Annotated in this window: 17 protein-coding genes; 11 read left to right on the plus strand and 6 right to left on the minus strand. The window is 47.4% G+C overall.

Annotated elements, in window-relative coordinates:
* Nucleotides 1-5 precede the first annotated feature (5 nt).
* Together N7E73_RS18035 and tnpA are read left to right on the plus strand one after the other, a co-directional pair.
* Nucleotides 6-1,178, plus strand: a complete 1,173-nt coding sequence (locus N7E73_RS18035) for a sensor histidine kinase (protein WP_432736316.1) — start codon at nucleotides 6-8, stop codon at nucleotides 1,176-1,178.
* A 170-nt stretch (nucleotides 1,179-1,348) separates the two neighbouring features.
* On the plus strand, nucleotides 1,349-1,780 hold the full coding sequence (tnpA, locus tag N7E73_RS18040) for an IS200/IS605 family transposase (protein ID WP_432734677.1): 432 nt from the start codon (nucleotides 1,349-1,351) through the stop codon (nucleotides 1,778-1,780).
* A gap of 169 nt (nucleotides 1,781-1,949) precedes the next feature.
* On the opposite strand, the gene N7E73_RS18045 is transcribed toward tnpA, so the two are convergent.
* The 4 genes from N7E73_RS18045 to N7E73_RS18060 all read right to left on the minus strand — a co-directional run bounded on the left by N7E73_RS18045 (nucleotide 1,950) and on the right by N7E73_RS18060 (nucleotide 6,819).
* Entirely contained in the window at nucleotides 1,950-3,170 is a 1,221-nt protein-coding gene (locus N7E73_RS18045) for an HDOD domain-containing protein (protein WP_432736317.1), read from the minus strand.
* 24 nt (nucleotides 3,171-3,194) lie between these two features.
* Nucleotides 3,195-4,070, minus strand: a complete 876-nt coding sequence (locus N7E73_RS18050) for a CheR family methyltransferase (RefSeq protein WP_432736318.1) — start codon at nucleotides 4,068-4,070, stop codon at nucleotides 3,195-3,197.
* A 130-nt stretch (nucleotides 4,071-4,200) separates the two neighbouring features.
* Nucleotides 4,201-5,475, minus strand: a complete 1,275-nt coding sequence (locus N7E73_RS18055; protein ID WP_432736319.1) for a CgeB family protein — start codon at nucleotides 5,473-5,475, stop codon at nucleotides 4,201-4,203.
* 102 nt (nucleotides 5,476-5,577) lie between these two features.
* Nucleotides 5,578-6,819 carry a glycosyltransferase family 9 protein gene (locus N7E73_RS18060; RefSeq protein ID WP_432736320.1) on the minus strand — a complete coding sequence of 414 codons (1,242 nt, stop codon included), beginning with the start codon at nucleotides 6,817-6,819 and terminating at the stop codon, nucleotides 5,578-5,580.
* 102 nt (nucleotides 6,820-6,921) lie between these two features.
* Here N7E73_RS18060 and N7E73_RS18065 point away from each other — a divergent pair, with 102 nt between their 5' ends.
* The 6 genes from N7E73_RS18065 to N7E73_RS18090 are packed head-to-tail and all read left to right on the plus strand — an operon-like array spanning nucleotide 6,922 to nucleotide 11,918.
* Complete coding sequence (locus tag N7E73_RS18065; protein WP_432736321.1) at nucleotides 6,922-7,599, plus strand: precorrin-2 dehydrogenase/sirohydrochlorin ferrochelatase family protein; 678 nt, start codon at nucleotides 6,922-6,924, stop codon at nucleotides 7,597-7,599.
* Nucleotides 7,586-8,413, plus strand: a complete 828-nt coding sequence (locus N7E73_RS18070; RefSeq protein ID WP_432736322.1) for a cytochrome C assembly family protein — start codon at nucleotides 7,586-7,588, stop codon at nucleotides 8,411-8,413. Before N7E73_RS18065 ends, N7E73_RS18070 begins: the two co-directional genes overlap by 14 nt.
* 2 nt (nucleotides 8,414-8,415) lie before the next feature.
* Nucleotides 8,416-9,735 carry a glutamyl-tRNA reductase gene (hemA, locus tag N7E73_RS18075; protein ID WP_432736323.1) on the plus strand — a complete coding sequence of 440 codons (1,320 nt, stop codon included), beginning with the start codon at nucleotides 8,416-8,418 and terminating at the stop codon, nucleotides 9,733-9,735.
* 16 nt (nucleotides 9,736-9,751) lie between these two features.
* Nucleotides 9,752-10,087: a hypothetical protein gene (locus N7E73_RS18080; protein ID WP_432736324.1), complete on the plus strand. Its 336-nt coding sequence runs from the start codon at nucleotides 9,752-9,754 to the stop codon at nucleotides 10,085-10,087.
* 58 nt (nucleotides 10,088-10,145) lie between these two features.
* A complete protein-coding gene (gene tilS, locus N7E73_RS18085; RefSeq protein ID WP_432736325.1) occupies nucleotides 10,146-11,204 on the plus strand; it encodes a tRNA lysidine(34) synthetase TilS in 1,059 nt (352 codons plus the stop codon).
* Nucleotides 11,205-11,246: 42 nt separating this feature from the next.
* Nucleotides 11,247-11,918: an adenylate kinase gene (locus N7E73_RS18090; protein WP_432736326.1), complete on the plus strand. Its 672-nt coding sequence runs from the start codon at nucleotides 11,247-11,249 to the stop codon at nucleotides 11,916-11,918.
* Nucleotides 11,919-11,997: 79 nt separating this feature from the next.
* Here N7E73_RS18090 and N7E73_RS18095 read toward each other — a convergent pair whose 3' ends face one another.
* Both N7E73_RS18095 and mgtE read right to left on the minus strand, forming a co-directional pair.
* A complete protein-coding gene (locus N7E73_RS18095; RefSeq protein WP_432736327.1) occupies nucleotides 11,998-12,447 on the minus strand; it encodes a metal-dependent hydrolase in 450 nt (149 codons plus the stop codon).
* An 18-nt stretch (nucleotides 12,448-12,465) separates the two neighbouring features.
* Entirely contained in the window at nucleotides 12,466-13,818 is a 1,353-nt protein-coding gene (gene mgtE, locus N7E73_RS18100) for a magnesium transporter (RefSeq protein ID WP_432736328.1), read from the minus strand.
* Nucleotides 13,819-13,990: 172 nt separating this feature from the next.
* Here mgtE and nadC point away from each other — a divergent pair, with 172 nt between their 5' ends.
* The 3 genes from nadC (at nucleotide 13,991) to nadB (ending at nucleotide 17,551) form a co-directional block, all read left to right on the plus strand.
* Complete coding sequence (gene nadC, locus N7E73_RS18105) at nucleotides 13,991-14,863, plus strand: carboxylating nicotinate-nucleotide diphosphorylase (RefSeq protein ID WP_432736330.1); 873 nt, start codon at nucleotides 13,991-13,993, stop codon at nucleotides 14,861-14,863.
* 12 nt (nucleotides 14,864-14,875) lie between these two features.
* The gene (gene nadA / locus N7E73_RS18110; RefSeq protein ID WP_432736331.1) at nucleotides 14,876-15,898 is read left to right on the plus strand and encodes a quinolinate synthase NadA; all 1,023 of its coding nucleotides are present in this window, start codon (nucleotides 14,876-14,878) and stop codon (nucleotides 15,896-15,898) included.
* Between the two features lie 72 nt (nucleotides 15,899-15,970).
* Nucleotides 15,971-17,551, plus strand: coding sequence for an L-aspartate oxidase (gene nadB / locus N7E73_RS18115; protein ID WP_432736332.1), 1,581 nt, complete (start codon nucleotides 15,971-15,973; stop codon nucleotides 17,549-17,551).
* The last annotated feature ends 80 nt before the right edge of the window (nucleotides 17,552-17,631 follow it).

Raw genomic sequence — 17,631 nt, forward strand, 5'->3', positions numbered from 1 at the left:
AGTGATTGCCTGACTCTGACGAGGGATGTATAGTTATAAATAAACCTTCTCAGCAGGATGCGGTCATGGCTTCATTTAATTCTCTAGTTGTTGAAAATATTATTGAAAGTATCGATGTCGGGTTGATGGTCATTTCTCATGAGGGGAGAATCGTCTACCTCAACAGAGCCGTGTGCAATATACTTGATCTTAGCTGTGACAAACATATAGGTTTCGGATGGGGAGAACTGTTCATTACAGATGAAACCTCCAACGCAGAATTCAATCAAGTTATTCTGGATGTTATAAATGAGCAGACGATAGGACTGAAACATGTTGTACCCTACAAAATCAAAGGTAGGGAATGCCCCAAAAGACTTTCGATAACGTCATCCTTTCTGACTGATAATGCCCAGACCGTGGGCATGGTATTTCTCTTCGAAGACATCACTGAAATATACAATGCCGAGCAAAGGGAGAAAAGAATCCTTTCCCGCAATGCCGAGCTACAGAAGGAGCGGATTGAGGGACTAGATTCACTTGCTCAGGCTGTTGCTCATCAGGTTTTGAACCCCACTACCGTGATCGGGGGAATGGCAAATATAATTTCCCGGAAGCTACCAGAGGGCGATCCTCTCAAACAGGATGTTCAGATTATTTCGGAAGAAGCATTGAAGCTCGAAGGGCTCGTTGCTGCCGTCAGGAATTATTCGGAGATTCCAAAACCTGTTCCCGTTGAAGTTGATACAGTTCAGCTTTTCAATGAAGCACATGAAAATGCTAACAGAATTTTAAAGCGCATCGGCGAATCCATTGAGATGAAGCTGGAATGTTCTGTCGAGAAGCTGTTTATTGGAAGAACGTTATTTCACATTGCAATTGTAGAACTGCTGCTGAATGCCAGCAATTTTACTCCGGAAAAAGTCACCGATGTACTGGTGAATGTGGAACGAAAGAGCGGGGTCATAGTTATCAGGATTATTGATCATGGAATGGGAATTGCCGAGCACCACCTAAAACATGTTCTTGATCCGTTCTTTTCTACTAAAGCTAAAGGTGTGGGTATGGGACTTTCACGTGTAAAGAAGATTGTATTTGAACATCAGGGCCAATTGAAAATTGAAAGCCCCGGTCCGGGTAAAGGAACAACTGTGACGATCGAACTGCCCTGCCCTGACGCTGAATGCTGTGTTCGCTGAAATACTTTTAGCCACCGTTGGCAATCAGATAGCCAAAACGAAAAGCTCATCAAATTAGTCCACTGAGAAACCCCCCAGCTATGCTGGGGGACCAGTAAAGTTTGACTTATGCGGGAGTAATATAAAGCCTCTCCTTGTGAGCTGCTCAAAGTGAGCAGAGGAGAGGCTCTATGAAGTGCAATTCAAGCCTATGCCATACAAAATGGGACTGCAAGTATCATGTTGTGTGGATACCGAAATGTCGACGCAAGGTGTTGTTTGGCAAACTGAAAAACTACTTGGGCGAGGTTTTTCATAAACTTGCGCGACAGCGCGAATGTATGATTCTGGAAGGCCACTTATGCAACGATCATGTGCATATGTATATTGCTATCCCTCCCAAATATTCGGTAGCCCAAGTTGTTGGTTTTATAAAAGGTAAGAGCGCAATTCATATTGCTCGTGAAATCGAAGGCCGAGCACGCGGTTACGCTGGGCAAAGCTTTTGGGCCAGAGGATACTTTGTTTCTACCGTGGGTCGTGATGAAAAAGTGATTCGGGAGTACATTCGGAATCAGGAAAAAGAAGACCAACGGATTGAACAATTGAAATTCCGCCTTTAGGCGGTTCTTAAAGCCACTTCGAGTGGCTCACAAAAACAAGCCCCCGGCTTTGCCGGGGGTATTATGACTCTTGCAGAGCTGCCAGAAGCCTATTTGTGTAGCTTAGGAAAAAGTACGTTTAAGAAAAGCCTTTATTGTAAGGCTTACCCGTGCCAGCGCAATGGTCATATTAATCAAAAAAAGTACTGAAAATTTCTTTGATCTGCTGGTCGTAGTCCCTGACTACTTCAACGAGGCGTTCTTCATCCACCTGCAGTTGTTCAAGCAACCCATCTTCTACACCCGGCAGCACGTACATGCCTCCATCTGCAATGCCGACAGCAATGGCCAGATTGTCAGCAAGTTGCAGTATTCCGGCCTCTTTTGTGTTTTCAGCTTTTTGGGGATTATGATGATGGCTGATTGTTTCTATGAGCGACTTGGGGAAATTCCATCTTTCAAACATGGACTGTGCTACTTCGGTATGGTTGAATCCCAGAATCATGTCTTCAGCTTCTACCAGCGGAATGAAATTTTCGCGCGCGTAGATCATGGCCTGAACCGCGCTGCACGGCATTTTCTTGAATAAAATCAGTCTTCCGACGTCATGCAGCAATCCGGCTGTAAACATTTCTTCTGGACCAACTCCTTCGATTTGTTCGGCAATTACCTTGCAGAAAACAGCACAAGTCAATGAATGCAGCCAGAAGGAGCGCATATCTATCAGTTCAGGTGGAATATCCCTGAAATAGCCGATTGTGGATAGCCCAAGCGCCAATGTACATAGTTCTCTGCCGCCGATAAGTGCTACGGCGCGCACAAGTGATCCTATTTCTGAAGGAAAGCCGTAAAGTGGGCTGTTTACTAGTTTTAGCAGTTGCGTGGAGAGGCCTACATCAAGCCCCACGACTTCAGCAATCTGCTGTGCGGAAGTATGTGGATCTGAAACGGCATCCTTCACTTTGAAGAAAATATCGGGAAACGAGGCCATCTTTAGTTCATCGTCGACAACATCCTTAACCGATCCTTCATCGCGGTAAAACAGGTCTCGCATATCATCAAGATCGACGACGGTTTGTTCTTCCGGCGTGGGCAGTCTCCACCCTTCCATCAATTTAAGAGCAGTCTTGTACACTGCTATGTCAAACATTTTAATGATTGCCGGATGGTTATGGTTTACAAACATGAAGTAGTCGCGAACATACATGAATGCCCGGTCGATGCTCTGCTCGTCCGGTTCCTGATTTTCTGATGTGACTATTAATACCGATTCGATGCCTTTTCTCTTGAAGACTTCAAGATTACTGTTGGTAAGGACAGATCCGGCAGGAAGCAGCAATCTGCCGGATTGAGTAATATCGGCTGCAAGTATCATCCCGGGAGTCGCGTCATAAATGTTCACAGTCTGCATAGTTCACCTCAGAGTTGGAGCGGTTCAGAGTTTCCGATATGAGATGGCTCCTGAATGCTGTATTGCCTTGAAATTTTTCGTAATCATATGCAGAGACTCGGAATGTCCAACATACAGGTGACCATCGGGTAATAAATTGTTGTGGAAACCTTCCAGAACCTTTTTCTTCATTTCCCTGTCAAAATATATAATGACATTTCGGCAGAATACAACATGTGATTTTGGAACCAATTTGACTGAGCGATCGTCGTTGAGGTTGATTTTCCCGAAGTTGACCAACCGTTTGACTTCGGGGTTGACTTCAAACATGTCCCCTTCTCTTTCCCTGAAATATTTTGACACAATAGGTGCCGGTGTCGTTCTAAGTGCGTATCGAGTGTAGACCCCCCGTTTAGCCATTTCCAGCACATTTGATGAAATGTCGTTCGCTGTTATACGTATCCTCCATTTGTTCAAGTCATTCTTTAACATTTCATGGAAGATTATGGAAAGTGTGTATGGTTCCTCGCCGGAAGAACAACCGGCAGACCATATTCTGATTTCTCTCCGCCCTGTCTTGTTCCCTTCATCAATCAACTCTTTGAGTGTATAATTACGGAAGGCTGTAAGCTGTGGGTTGTCCCTGAAAAAACTGGTCTCATTGGTAGTTATGAGCTCCAGCATATTCATTTCTTCAGCTTTGCCCTTCAGTCCATTTTGAAGATATGCAATGTATTCAGTATAACTCTTGAGTTTAAGTTCGGTCAGGCGGTGGGCGAATCTGTTTTCAACCAAAAACCGGCGGTTATCCTGTAAATAAATACCGGAAAGCTCATAGATTATATCTCGTAATTTTGAAAATTCATCAGAAGTAATCTTTGTGCTTCCGCTGAATCCTCTGTCTGAAAACAGTGTAGCCATAAATCAATCTCACCCTTTTACAGATAAATTATATTATAAATAAAAATGGCTTAGCATACCCTCATGGTTTGACGATACTAAATTTATATTTCCAGAATTATGATAAAAGTAAAGTATAAATCAGTTGTTTCTATTTGCTATAGATTCTTTTCCACTCGTCCAGAAAAAGAATTGCTGTATCTATTGGGCTCAATTCACCATTTTGCGCTCTGACTGCCTTTACCAGATCGTCAAAACCAACTTTTACTGGAAGTCCAAGCTTTTTAATGAGCTGCATAGTATCATTTTTCAATTCTTCCGGGAAATCAGGGCCGAAGACATCATCATTGCTTCTTGCTGCAGGCCATTGGGGGTAAGTTTCAGCGGTGAAATCAATCAGGCTCTGCATTCTGACCGTATAGGTGTGGTCGCGAAGAACTCTTTCCCTCCCGCGGGAGGCATAGGCCTGTCTTTCCTCTGGGTTGGCCAGGAAGTACCTGATCTTGTGATCGAGGTCTTCAAGACTGTCGAAATGGGCAAGTTCTCCTTCTGTAAAAGCATCTTCCATAAGGGTTCGCCTGTCCACAAGCTGAAAAGCTCCACAGGCCGCCAGTTCAAAAGTTCGGGGGTTGATGAAGTCTCCGCCGCTAACAAGTTGATCTGCATGAATTGAAGAGTGCAGGTTCAGGTTGATTTTTGATCCGTTGAATATTTTAACGCATTCTTCAGAGGAAACCCTGCGCCCGTTAAGCTGTACGTAGGGTTCAAGCACATGATCGCCATCCCATTCCGATCCCCAGATCTTAAGTCCATGGTGGATGAGTTTACGGAAGGCCATTCTGCGGTTTGGATATCCCGCTCCCATGAACGAAACATCTCCACCGTATTTACGGGCATCACCGGTATTCAGTTCAATGGGTCTGTGAAAATCCGGCTGGGCGGCAAGCGGCAGGTACAAAACATTATTGACACCGATTTTATTAAGCTCTGAAATAAAAGGTTCTTTCTGAATAACAGCAAATACATCGTAAAAAGGTGCAAAGCTCTGCCAGTAGGTAAAAAGACGGAAGTCCTCCACAAACCACATAGCGGTTTTGACATTATCCTTGCGCATTCGTTTCAGAGCCTGATGAGTCAAGGGTGCCTGCGCCATGGCCAGAACCATGTCTGGCTCGAATGTTTCGACTTTTGCCAGTACCGCCTGAGATAGCATCTGAAGAAAGGTGTTTTGGATATATTGGTGGCGGTCAGCCGTTATTTTCAAGTCATCAATGGCATTGTAGGCACTGTGAAAATCCGGTGCTTCAAACACTTCGACCAGATGTCCCATTGCCCTTAGTGCGGATACGCAGAACCTTCCCACCGGCAGCGAACCGCCATACAGGGGAAGAACAACCAGAATTCGCAGCACTTTGTCATTATTCATGAATGTATCCTTATGTGTTTCCATTGTCGTGTGCCGTGGTCATGAGCCCGCATCTATAATTGATTAAGCTGAAATACAGTTCAACATACTCATTTGTCAGTTTCAGGGCAGAATTACACCTCTATTTAATGTAATCCAGTCCTTCTCCCTGTAAAATTTTTCTGCCAGATCCGGGAACGGCCCATGTCGGCCGATGTCCAGAATTCCTAGATGAGAACCGATAAATTGTCTGATTCTTTCCCTGCGCTCCCCTGTTACATCATTACCGGCCTTTATGATGAATTTCGTGCCCAGAAAGTCACATGCGGATTCGAATACGGAAAGACCGCTGACCAGGTGTTCAGGCTTTCGCGTGGCAATGAAACGCGCCGCTCCGGGTTCCTTGAAAGGCGCAAGGCATTTCAGGTTACAGTAGCATGGCTGTGATTCTACGCATGGTGAACAGTCTGTGTCTGCCTGAATGATTGTGTGCCCTGTTCCGTATGGTCCGGTTTCCGTACACCATGCCGAGGACAGGAAAAAGCCTAGAACCGGCACTCCCAGATGGGCTGCCAGGTGCATGGTTCCGGTATCCGGGGTCATAACCATATCAAGGCCGGAAACAACACCAACAAGCCCTTGCCAGTCAGTCCTGCCTGCAAGATTGGTTGTGTCGGCGGAAACGGACGCGGGAAATTTGGCCTGCAGCTTACGCCCTGCCTCGCGTTCGGCGTTGCTGCCGAGCAGAAAGATTTTTTTGCATTTATTTACTGAACGCGCTGCAAGAATCAGTGGGGCAAATACTTCATAGGGAAGGGAACGGCGGGTTTCCCGCCCTGCCAGCACGACTCCTATGCCACCGCCTTTGGGGTCAGCCAGAGGATTTACTTTTTCTGCGGGAATCATTTCCGGGCTGAGTGCAGCCCAATAATCCACCAGATTGATATTATTGCGCCGTTCAGCAGCCAGCCTGAAGGCCAGATCAAACCACGGGGATTTCATCGGCTGGCCGTTGACCATCCTGTGTCCTTTCACAGTATCCGGGTCAAATAGGGATGCCACTGCATAGTTCATGGGAGAAAAGTTGAGGTTGTATACTTCCGAGAAAGCCAGATTCTTGAACGTCGTGAAAACGGAAAGATTTACCGGGAGTGCAGAATCAAATCCCCTGCCCTTGATCCCGGTTCCGTGGGCAACCACCGCATGGATGTTTGCCTGCGGATACAAAATGGTGGCCAGATCTTTCAACGAACGGTCAACACAGATATGTACCTCGAAATTGCGGTTCTGAAGGGTCAGAACCAGCCGTTTGGTCTGGACCAGGTCTCCGAAGCGTGTAAGCTGTATGATCAGAGCTCGATTCATGAAAATCCCTTTAAAGCAATTAGTTGGGTACTATGACTATATCCTATTACTGCCACTTTGTCATTTTACAATGCAGGCACACTTTTGTTATGCAGGACTTCTATGACCTACTATCCTATTTTTCTTAAAGTTGAAAACCGCAGATGTCTGCTCGTGGGAGCCGGTTCAGTCGGCGTGCGCAAGCTCAAATCCATTCTGGAGTGCGGTCCGGAATCCGTAACTGTGCTGGATACTTCCGGACCAGGTCCAGAAATGGCTCCGTTGTGTCTTGACTCGCGAGTAATCTTCGAACAACGCCCCTTTGATCCTGAGGATCTGGAAGGAAAATTCATTGTCTTTGCCTGCACCAGTAACACAGAAATCAATCGCATTATTGCCGAACTGTGCTACAGGAATAACATTCTCTGCAATATTGCCGATTTTCCGGAAGGCAGCAATTTTATTGTTCCTTCGGTCATCCGACAGGGAGACCTGACTATTGCCGTTTCTACCGGAGGATGTTCACCTGCCTTCACCAGAAAGGTACGTCAGGATCTTGAGAATGTTTTTGGTCCTCATTATGCGGCTTTTATTACTTTAATGGGAAGAATAAGGCCGATGGTCCTTGACCTTGGCAAGGAAACAAGCCAAAACACCGCTTTGTTCAGACAGCTTGTTGCATCTCCGATCTTGGATGAACTGGAAGCAGGAAATATGGACCAGGTGAATGAACTTCTGGCCCAATTTCTGCCTGATGAACTTGTTTCACACATACCGGAGCTAACTGATGACCTTATTTGAAGTATTCCAGTACGTAATTATTGCCTGCTATCTGGCGGGCACCGGATTGTTTTTTGCGGGAAGCCTCAAAAACAGCAGCTCCATGGGAAGATTGGGAAACATGGCCGCTATCGGCGGATTTGCCCTGCATACCCTTGATCTGTTGCTTGCTGTATTTCTTTACAGAGGAACCGTTCTCGACGGAGGATATTTTTATTTCAGCCTGCTTGGCTGGAGTTTCATTCTGGTCTACTTCGGACTCTGGTGGAAAGTTCGCAGCACTTTTTTTGCCTTAACAGCGTCTCCGCTGGCCCTGCTCCTTTTCATCATTTCCCTTGCAGCTCAAAGTCTCAAGGTTACCCTTCCCGCACATCTGGCGGGACTTTTCATCGGCCTTCACATAGGGACCATTTTCGTGAGCATTGCCCTTATGGCAATGGCAGCCGGGGCCGGTGTTGCATTCCTGTATCTCAACAACAAGATCAAGACCAAGGCGAACCTTACCGGAATGGGCAAGGACATGCCTTCTCTGAATACTTTCGACAATGTGAACCATTGGTCGATTCTCATAGGTTTTCCACTTTACACTCTGGGGCTTGCTGCTGGATTTCTCTGGGCTCGCGGTGCTTTTTCCAAGATGTTTTCATGGGATCCCAAAGAGATTGTTACTTTAGTGGTCTGGTTTCTGTTCGCGTTCCTTTTTCATCAGCGACTGGTTGTCGGCTGGAGAGGCAAGAAACCGGCGATTCTGGTGATCATCGTCTTTATGATCACCATGATCTCACTGTGGGGCATCAACTTCTTCGTGCCCACTCACCATAGCTTTAAAGTCTGATTATGGACCATAATATTTATCTTATCGGCCTTAACCACCGCTCTGCCGGGGTGGATATTCGTGAACGTTACGCTCTGACCACTGTGGAAGATTTTGAGAGTGGACTTCTAGATATAGGCATGCACGAAGTCATGGCTCTCTCTACCTGCAACAGGGTCGAGATTCTCGTGGTATGCTCGGAAGACAAGTCCGAAGCTGATGTACTCAGATATTGGGCTGGCAGATGTTGCGGATCCGTTAGCGAACTTGAGCCTAACGTTTACTGTCATCAGAACCTCAAGGCTGTGAAGCACCTTTTCCGGGTGGCATGCAGTCTTGATTCCATGATTGTTGGTGAACCGCAAATTCTCGGCCAACTTAAGGATTCATACCGCAAGGCTGTTGATGTCGGGGCTGCACGGGTTATAATCAACCGGATTCTCCACAAGGCTTTTTTTGTGGCAAAGCGTGTACGTACTGAGACATCCATAGCCTCAAGCGCTGTTTCCATCAGTTATGCCGCTGTCGAGCTGGCAAAAAAGATTTTCGGAGAGCTGAAGGGACAGCGGGCCATGCTTATCGGTGCCGGGGAAATGGCCGAGCTGGCAGCTACCCATCTGCTCAACTGCGGAATCGAGCATATTTCCATCGCCAACAGGACGTTTTCCCGTGCCGAGGAATTGGCGAAAAATATGGGCGGCAAGCCTGTTGCTTTTGAAAACCTTTATGAGCATCTGGTTGATACTGATATCATTATCAGCTCGACCGGAGCGCCGCATGCAGTCATTTCCGCCAAGGAGATGAAGAAGGTTATCAAGAAGCGCAAATTTCGACCCATGTTCTTTATTGATATTGCTGTCCCCAGGGATATTGACCCGGATGTAAACGGCCTCGATAACGTCTATCTTTACGATATTGACGACCTTAAGGACGTTGTTGAAGAGAACAAGGCCCAGCGTGAAGATGAGGCTCTCAAAGCCAACTCCATTGTTGAATTTGAGACTCTCTCTTTCGGCAACTGGATCAATTCGCTTGATCTGCAGCCGACCATTGTCGACCTGTTCAACCGCAGTGAGCGTGTAGCACAGGCGGAACTCGCCAAGACACTCAAGCGCCTCGGAGACGTGGACCCCAAGACCCACAAGGCACTTGAAACTATGGCCATGGCCATAGGCAAGAAGCTTCTCCATGAACCGGTATCTTTCCTTAAACGCAGGACAGAAGAGGAAGGCAACGCCGACAGGTTCGTTGATCTGGCCCGGCGCATGTTTAATCTGGACAACGATACAATTCCACCGGATGCCCATTGCGGACGGAAAAAGAAAAGTAATCTTGAAGAGTAACAAAGGAATATTATCGATGAGAAATTATCTGCTGGATGAAATATACGAGGAAGACGTAAAAAAAATTTCCGATGCACTGACTGAACTTGAGTTTCAGGGACCGATTGAAGGAATATTCTACCTTCCGGTTCCCGATGACATGCTCAATGAAGAGCAGAAAGAACATATGGGCGAGTGTGGCCCCTTTTTCATGGCCCTTGAAGTTCTTGAGACATCAATTAAAGTCGAACTGCTTGTCCGTGCACGCAACAAGATCCGCTGTTCCTGTGTCTCTTATGCCAGTGCGGAACAGCGCAATCATATGATGAACTATCTCGACCAGTTCATTGCAGATCTCGGAGTGGCCTGTTAAATCGGGACTGTTACCCGCTCTTCCTGTTCAACGGGTAAGAATACATTCTAATAAAGTCATGATTGAAAAATTGCCCCGATCCCTGCAGGAGCTTGAACCGAAACAGGCTAGATTCTGCCTGAATATTGAGAAATTCGGCAACAGCAAATGTGGAAGTGAATTCGCCGCCAGACCAGTTCTGGTAGGTGTTTCGGGGGGTATTGATTCAACTGCCCTTCTGGTAATTTCAACCCTGCTCACCAGTAAATCGGGTGGCAGGGTTTTTTGTGCTCATGTGGACCATGGTCTGCGTGAGGCCTCCATTGAAGATGCCCGTTTTGTCGCTGAGCTTTGTTCAATTCTGCAGATTCCCCTTGAGTCTGTGAAGATTGATGTGAAGCGGTATGCTGCAGACAATTCCATTGGGCTTGAGGAAGCAGGGAGAATACTACGGTATGATTTCTTCAAGTCTTGCCTGAACAAATATAATGCCGATTTTTTACTGCTGGCCCACCATCTGGATGATCTTAGTGAAGATGTCGTTATGCGGTTGATCCGTGGAGCCGGATGGCCGGCGTTGGCTGGTATGGATGCCTACGACTCAAAGCGCAAATTGCTGCGACCGCTGCTTTCGACATCTAAAGAAGACCTTATGGCTTTTCTTAACTCATTTGGCTGCCCATGGCGCGAGGATGAATCCAATCACTCTATGGATTATACCCGCAACAGGGTCAGGCATAAGATTATGCCGCTGTTTTATGAGGAAAATCCAAGTTTCGGAAGTGGTATCCTCAGATTGAAAAATCAGGCTGAGCTGGATGAGGCTTTCTGGGCCTGCGAAGTTGATAAAACCGTCTCGCGTGTTGAGGATGACGATTCCGGCGGGAAATTGATTCCTTGTTCAATTTTGGACAATTGTCATCAGGCTCTAAGAATGCGTGTTTACAAGGTTATATTGGATTCTTTGGGTAAAGGGCATGCTCTTGCGGACTCTCTATTCCGTCTTGATCAGGCTTATCTGGCCCGTAAATCAGGTTCAGTTGTACAATTTCCCGGAGACAAAGAGGTTGCTGTCAGCAAAAAAGGACTCTTATTCAAAGTGATAAAGAGCATTGACAGGGTGGACGGCAAGGTTTAGAACTTTGTGAATTTTGTTACTAATTCTTTAGGAGGACAACAGATGAATATTCTTATTTTTGGACCTAACGGTAGCGGTAAAGGTACTCAGGGTGCCTTGGCTAAGAAAAAATACGACCTTGATCATATCGAATCCGGTGCTATCTTCCGTAAACACATCGGCGGCGGAACCGAACTCGGCATGAAAGCCAAGGCATACATCGATAAGGGTGAACTCGTTCCTGACGACATCACCATCCCCATGGTTCTCGACGTTCTCCAGTCTTCCGGCGAAAACGGCTGGCTGCTCGACGGTTTCCCCCGTTCTATCGTTCAGGCTGAAAAGCTCTGGGAAGCCCTTGAAAAAGACGGCGTAAAACTCGACTACGTTATCGAAATCCTGCTGCCCCGCGAAGTTGCTAAAAACCGCATCATGGGCCGTCGCCTTTGCGAAAACGATCCCAACCACCCCAACAACATCTTCATCGACGCTATCAAGCCCAACGGTGACAAATGTCGCGTTTGCGGTGGTGCTCTCTCCTCTCGTGCAGACGACCAGGACGAAGATGCAATCAACAAGCGTCACGACATCTACTACGATGACAACACCGGTACTGTTGCTGCTGCATACTTCTACAAAGATCTGGCTCCTAAAGCTGGCTTCAAGTACATCGAACTCAACGGCGAAGGCTCCATTGATTCTATCAAAGAGACCCTCATGTCTCAGCTTTCCTAGTTCGATAGAGCTTGGTATAAATAAAGCCCCTGCAGTCGCAAGACTGCAGGGGCTTTTTCCTTTCAGGAAACCGAAATTGCTAGAATTCTCTGTCCAACAGCAGGTGCGAGAAATACCCGGTCACAAAAGCAACATAGTAGGGAAGCAGGGTTGGAAAATCATGCCCGTAAACATAATACGGGAGGATGAGCATGGGCATTGGGACTATGAGCATTGCCCACCATGTGTGAGTCCATCCCCGGTGGGCACTTATTCCGGGCAGCATGGCAAGGATTCCCAGATAAGCCGCCCACTTGAACTCCTTGAAATAAATAAGGGCCAGTGAAAGGGTCAGCATTCCGGAATAATACAGGCGTTTCCCTTTGGAATCCGTGTCTATATCCGGGAATAGTGCTCCGAGAATACACAACATGAGCAATACGGCCACCTGCTGCGGATCAATAATATACATTCCGATATTAACCAGCAGGAGCAGCACCAGAATTCCGGCCACAATTGATCCGCTGACATGAACTTTATATCCGGGCATTATTTGTAGACTCTTGAGCTAAAGCAAAAAAACACCAGCAAGACCGAGCAGAGACAGGAAGCCGAAACTGTCGGTAATCGTGGTAAGGAAAATTGATGAAGCCTGTGCCGGGTCGCGTCCGAATTCCTTGAGGACAATGGGAATAGCCCCCCCAACAATTGCTCCTAGAACCATATCAATGAATAGTGCACCGGCCATAACCATGGCCAGTGCGTGGTTGTGGGTAAGCATGAAGACAGCCATAAGCACCAGAAGAGCAACGCAGATTCCGTTGACGAGACCTATTTTTAATTCGCGAAAAACGGCTTCCCATGATTTCTTGCGATCAAATTTTTCCGTTGCAAACTGGCGGATCATAACCGCTAGAGCCTGCTGTCCTGTGTTTCCGGCCTGGTTGGCAACAATGGGCATAAGAACTGCGAGCATGGCCATCTTGGCAATATTTCCTTCAAAAAGATGGACAACCCAGGCGGATACAGCTGAGTTTGCTACGTTGATAACCAGCCATGGCAGACGTTTGCGAACGGAATAGCGCCAGGGCGAATCAACTGTTTCGTCAGTTGCCGCACCAACCATGGACTGCATGTCTTCGCTGGCTTCTTCATTGATGATGTCGATAACGTCATCAACAGTGACAACGCCTATGAAACGGTGGTCGAAATCGGTAACCGGCATCGCAAGGAAGTTGTAGTGGGCAATGAGCCTTGCTACCTCTTCCTTGTCCACATTGTAGGTGACAGAGATCAGGTGCTGGTTCTCAGTGAGTTCCGTCAAACGTTTGCCCGGCCTTGAGATAAGCAGGTCACGCATTGATACTGCACCAAGAAGGTGGTTGCGGCGGTCGACAACATAGGCATAGTAAGGAATACTCTTGTCTTCCACTTCACGGCGGATGGCGGCGATGGCCTGATCTACGGTCATGTCGTCGCGAACAACCGCCACCTCGGTAGTCATAACACCTCCTGCGGTGTCTGGATCAAATGTCAGCAGGGTCGAGATTTCCTCTCGTTCCTCCGCCTTGATCTGCCGCAGCAGGGTTTCCCGGTGGTCATCGTCGAGCCCTTCAAGGATGTCTGTCGCATCGTCAGGCGACATGTACTCAAGTATTCGGGCCGCAAATCCCACATTGAGGCGTTTGATGAGATCGCGCTGATCATATTTTTCCATCTCGGCGATGGACTCGGCGGCATCCTTTATGGGAAGCTGCTTGATGAACTTGACCTGTTCCTCCAGACCGAGTTCTTCAATATGGTCAGCGGCGTCTGCAGGGTGCAGAGCATCAAGAACAAGCTGGTCAACATCGCCAGCCAGTCCTTTTCCACTCTCCTGCCATTGCCGCAGTGGTTCGGGTATTCCTTTAGCCTTTGTCATGGGGCTACCAACTATCCCAAATACAATGAAAGGTCAAAATCTATGACTCTTTTAAATGATATAACTTACTTTGTGAAATCCTTCTCAGCCCTTGTATTGCTTGATAAAAACGGCTACCAATTTTCGTTACATGACCTCAAACATAATGTTACAAAAAATTAACAGGAATAATATGAATAAAAACCTATTTAACGACTTCTTTCAGGCCGAAGCAAGAATGTTTCTTCTGGCCACAATCAAAATAGCTCTTAGCGAAGACGGCCCGGATCTGACCTCTCTGGGCTTGTTTGAACCGGAGGATATAGCCACGGCTCAGATAATCGCCAAGGAAGATACCGTTGTAGCCGGACTGCCCCTGATCAACCTTGTTCTTGAGTTTGCAGACCAGGAACAGAAGTGTCAGGTGCACCTGAATGTGGATGAAGGTGAAAAAATCTCCACTGGAACACTCATTGCCGCCATCCAAGGGCCTGCAGCCCTGCTCCTCAAGGCGGAACGGGTAATCCTCAACTTCATTTCACACATGTCCGGAATCGCCACTGAAACCCGTAAATATGTGGATGCCCTTGATCACTGCGAAACAATCCTCCTGGATACCCGCAAAACTCTTCCCGGACTCCGTTATCCTGAAAAATACGCCGTTCTGGTCGGAGGAGCAAAGAATCACCGCCTCAACCTGGTGGAAATGCTCATGCTCAAGGACAACCATATCGACCGCGCCGGTTCAATCACCATGGCCGTTGAAAAACTTCGTGCAAAATACGAAAATTGCCCGCCCATCGAGGTTGAATGCCGTAATCAGGAAGAGGTGGATGAGGCCGTCGCCTGCAAGGTAGACCGCATCATGCTTGATAATATGACCTTTGATGAAGCGAAGGCTGCTATCGAGACCATTCCTGATGACATCGAAACAGAAATCAGCGGAAACGTGACCCTTGAGACCATCGCTGCGCTGGCAGAAGCCGGTCCGGATTATATCTCCGTAGGAAGGATCACCCACTCTGCAAAATGCTCTGACATGAGCATGAATATCATATCTATGTAGGTAACAAGGTAGATGTATTCAGATATTATTACTGAGCAGAAGAAAAAATATGGAAAGAAGCTGGCCATATTAGGGCACCACTACCAGTCGGATGAAATAATCCGTCATACCGACCTGAAAGGCGACTCCCTTGAGCTTGCCAGACAGATCGAAAAACTTGAAGCGCAGTACATTGTGTTCTGCGGGGTGCATTTTATGGCCGAATCTGCCGCTATTGTAAGGCGGGATGATCAGAAGGTTTACATTCCTGATGCAAGCGCCGGATGCGTAATGGCCAATATGGCTCCTGCATGGCTAGTGGACAATGTCCTGACCAGGATTCTTGAAGAAACCGGGCGTAAAATCATTCCGTTGGCTTACGTGAACACCCCTGCTGCCGTAAAAACCGTATGCGGAAAACACGGCGGATCCGTCTGTACTTCAGCCAATGCTGAGAAAATGCTCAGCTGGGCACTTGAACAGGGCGATGCTGTTCTCTTTCTTCCTGACAGAAACCTCGCCTTGAACACGGCGGACAAGCTGGGCATTCCGGCTGAAAAACGCATGATTCTGGATATCCGTGGTAAAGGTTTACAGTTTGATGTTCAAGCCACCAAGGATAAGCAACTTCTGATCTGGCCCGGTCTCTGCGCAATTCACCAGAGATTCAAGCTTGCCCAGATTGAACAGTTCCGAGCTGACTACCCTGGATGCAGGATCGTTGTTCATCCTGAGTGTCCTCCGGAGCTTGTCCGTGCTGCCGACGGGAGCGGTTCCACATCGTACCTAATCAAGTATGTTGATGAGGCGCCTGCCGGAACAACCATCGTGATCGGAACAGAAACCAATCTGGTCAACAGGTTGAAGAATATCTATCCGGCCAAGAATATAATTCCGTTAGGAATCAGCGTATGCAGCAACATGGCTAAAATCACGGAAGAAAACCTTGCGAATCTTCTGGTGAATCTGGAAGCAACTCCTTACGAGGATGTTTCGGATGCTATCAGGAAGCCCGCTAAAATAGCCCTTGAAAGAATGCTTGAGGTCTGCTCGTAAAAAAATCGAACCTTTAGCCGGAACCTGAAAAGGCTGCCGTTTTATGAGATATAAGGCATGCAGGAAAACCGAATGAAAACCGAGGTTTTAATAATCGGATCAGGAATCGCCGGATGTATATCAGCTCTGACGATAGCAGAAAAAGGTGTTGAAGTCACATTATTAACTCAGGGGGATGATCTCTTTACCGGTAATACAAGGCTTGCCCAAGGCGGTATTGTCTATACCGGCCCGGAAGACACCCCTAAAAAACTTGAAAAAGATATATTCACTGCAGGTTGGAACTATAACAGCATTAAGGCCGTGCGTTTTCTTGCCAAACATGGCCCCATAGTTCTTAAGAAACTGCTGCTTGAAAAATATCCCATCCCATTTCATGAGGATGATGACGGGAATTACAGTCTGACACGTGAAGGCGGTCATGCTGTGCCACGCATCCTTTACTGTGCAGACCATACCGGGCAGACCATAATGGAGATTCTCAGTAAATGTGTTGTCGATCATCCATACATCAGGGTCTGTACCAACCGGACAGCCATTGACCTGATAACAAGTCATCACCACGCCCGGGGACCTGAGTTCATGTACAGCCTGACCAACAAGTGTCTGGGTGCATATGTTTACAATGAATCCCGCGATGTGGTTGAAACAGTGCTTGCGGATCAGACCGTATTGGCAACCGGTGGGTTGGGACAGATTTATCTGCACACAACCAACTCTACAGGGTCTATCGGGTCCGGCGTTGCTATGGCGAACCGCGCTAAGGCCAGGGTAATTAATGCGGAAATGGTTCAGTTTCATCCCACGGCATTTTATCAGGGCACTCGTTCACGGGCCAGCCGCCGATTCCTGATTTCCGAGGCTGTTCGTGGTGAAGGTGCAAAACTGATTAACTCATCAGGTGAAGCGTTCATGCATCGCTATGACCCGAGGGCTGATCTTGCTCCGCGTGATATTGTCACCCGCTCCATTCTCGAGGAAATGCTCCGTACTGAGGAGGAATGTGTCTATTTGGATGCAGCCAACCACGTTAAGCATGATCTGACCAAACGTTTCCCGACCATCTATGGTAAATGTGCCGAGAATGGAATTGATATTACCAAGCAGCCTATTCCGGTTGTTCCTGCTGCTCATTACTTCTGCGGCGGCGTACTTGTGGATGAGAAAGGAAGAACAACAATCGAAAGGCTTTATGCTGTCGGAGAATGTTCATGTACCGGGCTCCACGGCGGAAACCGTCTGGCAAGCACTTCCCTCCTGGAAGGAATGCTCTGGGGATATTCTGCAGGAGAGGAAATTGGAAGCAAGGCAACTAAAAAGAACGCGTTAAGCAAAAAGCTGCTTGAAGCTATCCCGGACTGGGAAAGCCCCGGTAATAATTCCAATGAAGACCCCGCCCTTATTGCACAGGACTGGATGTTCATCCGCAGTGTAATGTGGAACTACGTAGGCATTACCAGATCTACTGCAAGGCTCAACCGGGCCATTGACGATCTGCAGAACCTCAACAGAAACCTGCGTTCATTTTATAAACGCACTCCCATCAGCAGGCCGATTATCGACCTGTTTCATGGATCACAGGCGGCTTTGACAGTCACCGTTGCTGCCCTGAGGAACAAGGACAGCATCGGATGTCATTACCGGGCTGATTAAGATTGTTGCTCAATTTTGTTTTGAATAGAGAAAGGTGAATCCTTTCGTGAAAGACCGACGTTATTTCCACTGGTCTTGCT

Source organism: Maridesulfovibrio sp. FT414, assembly GCF_050916235.1.
Classification (GTDB): Bacteria; Desulfobacterota; Desulfovibrionia; order Desulfovibrionales; family Desulfovibrionaceae; genus Maridesulfovibrio.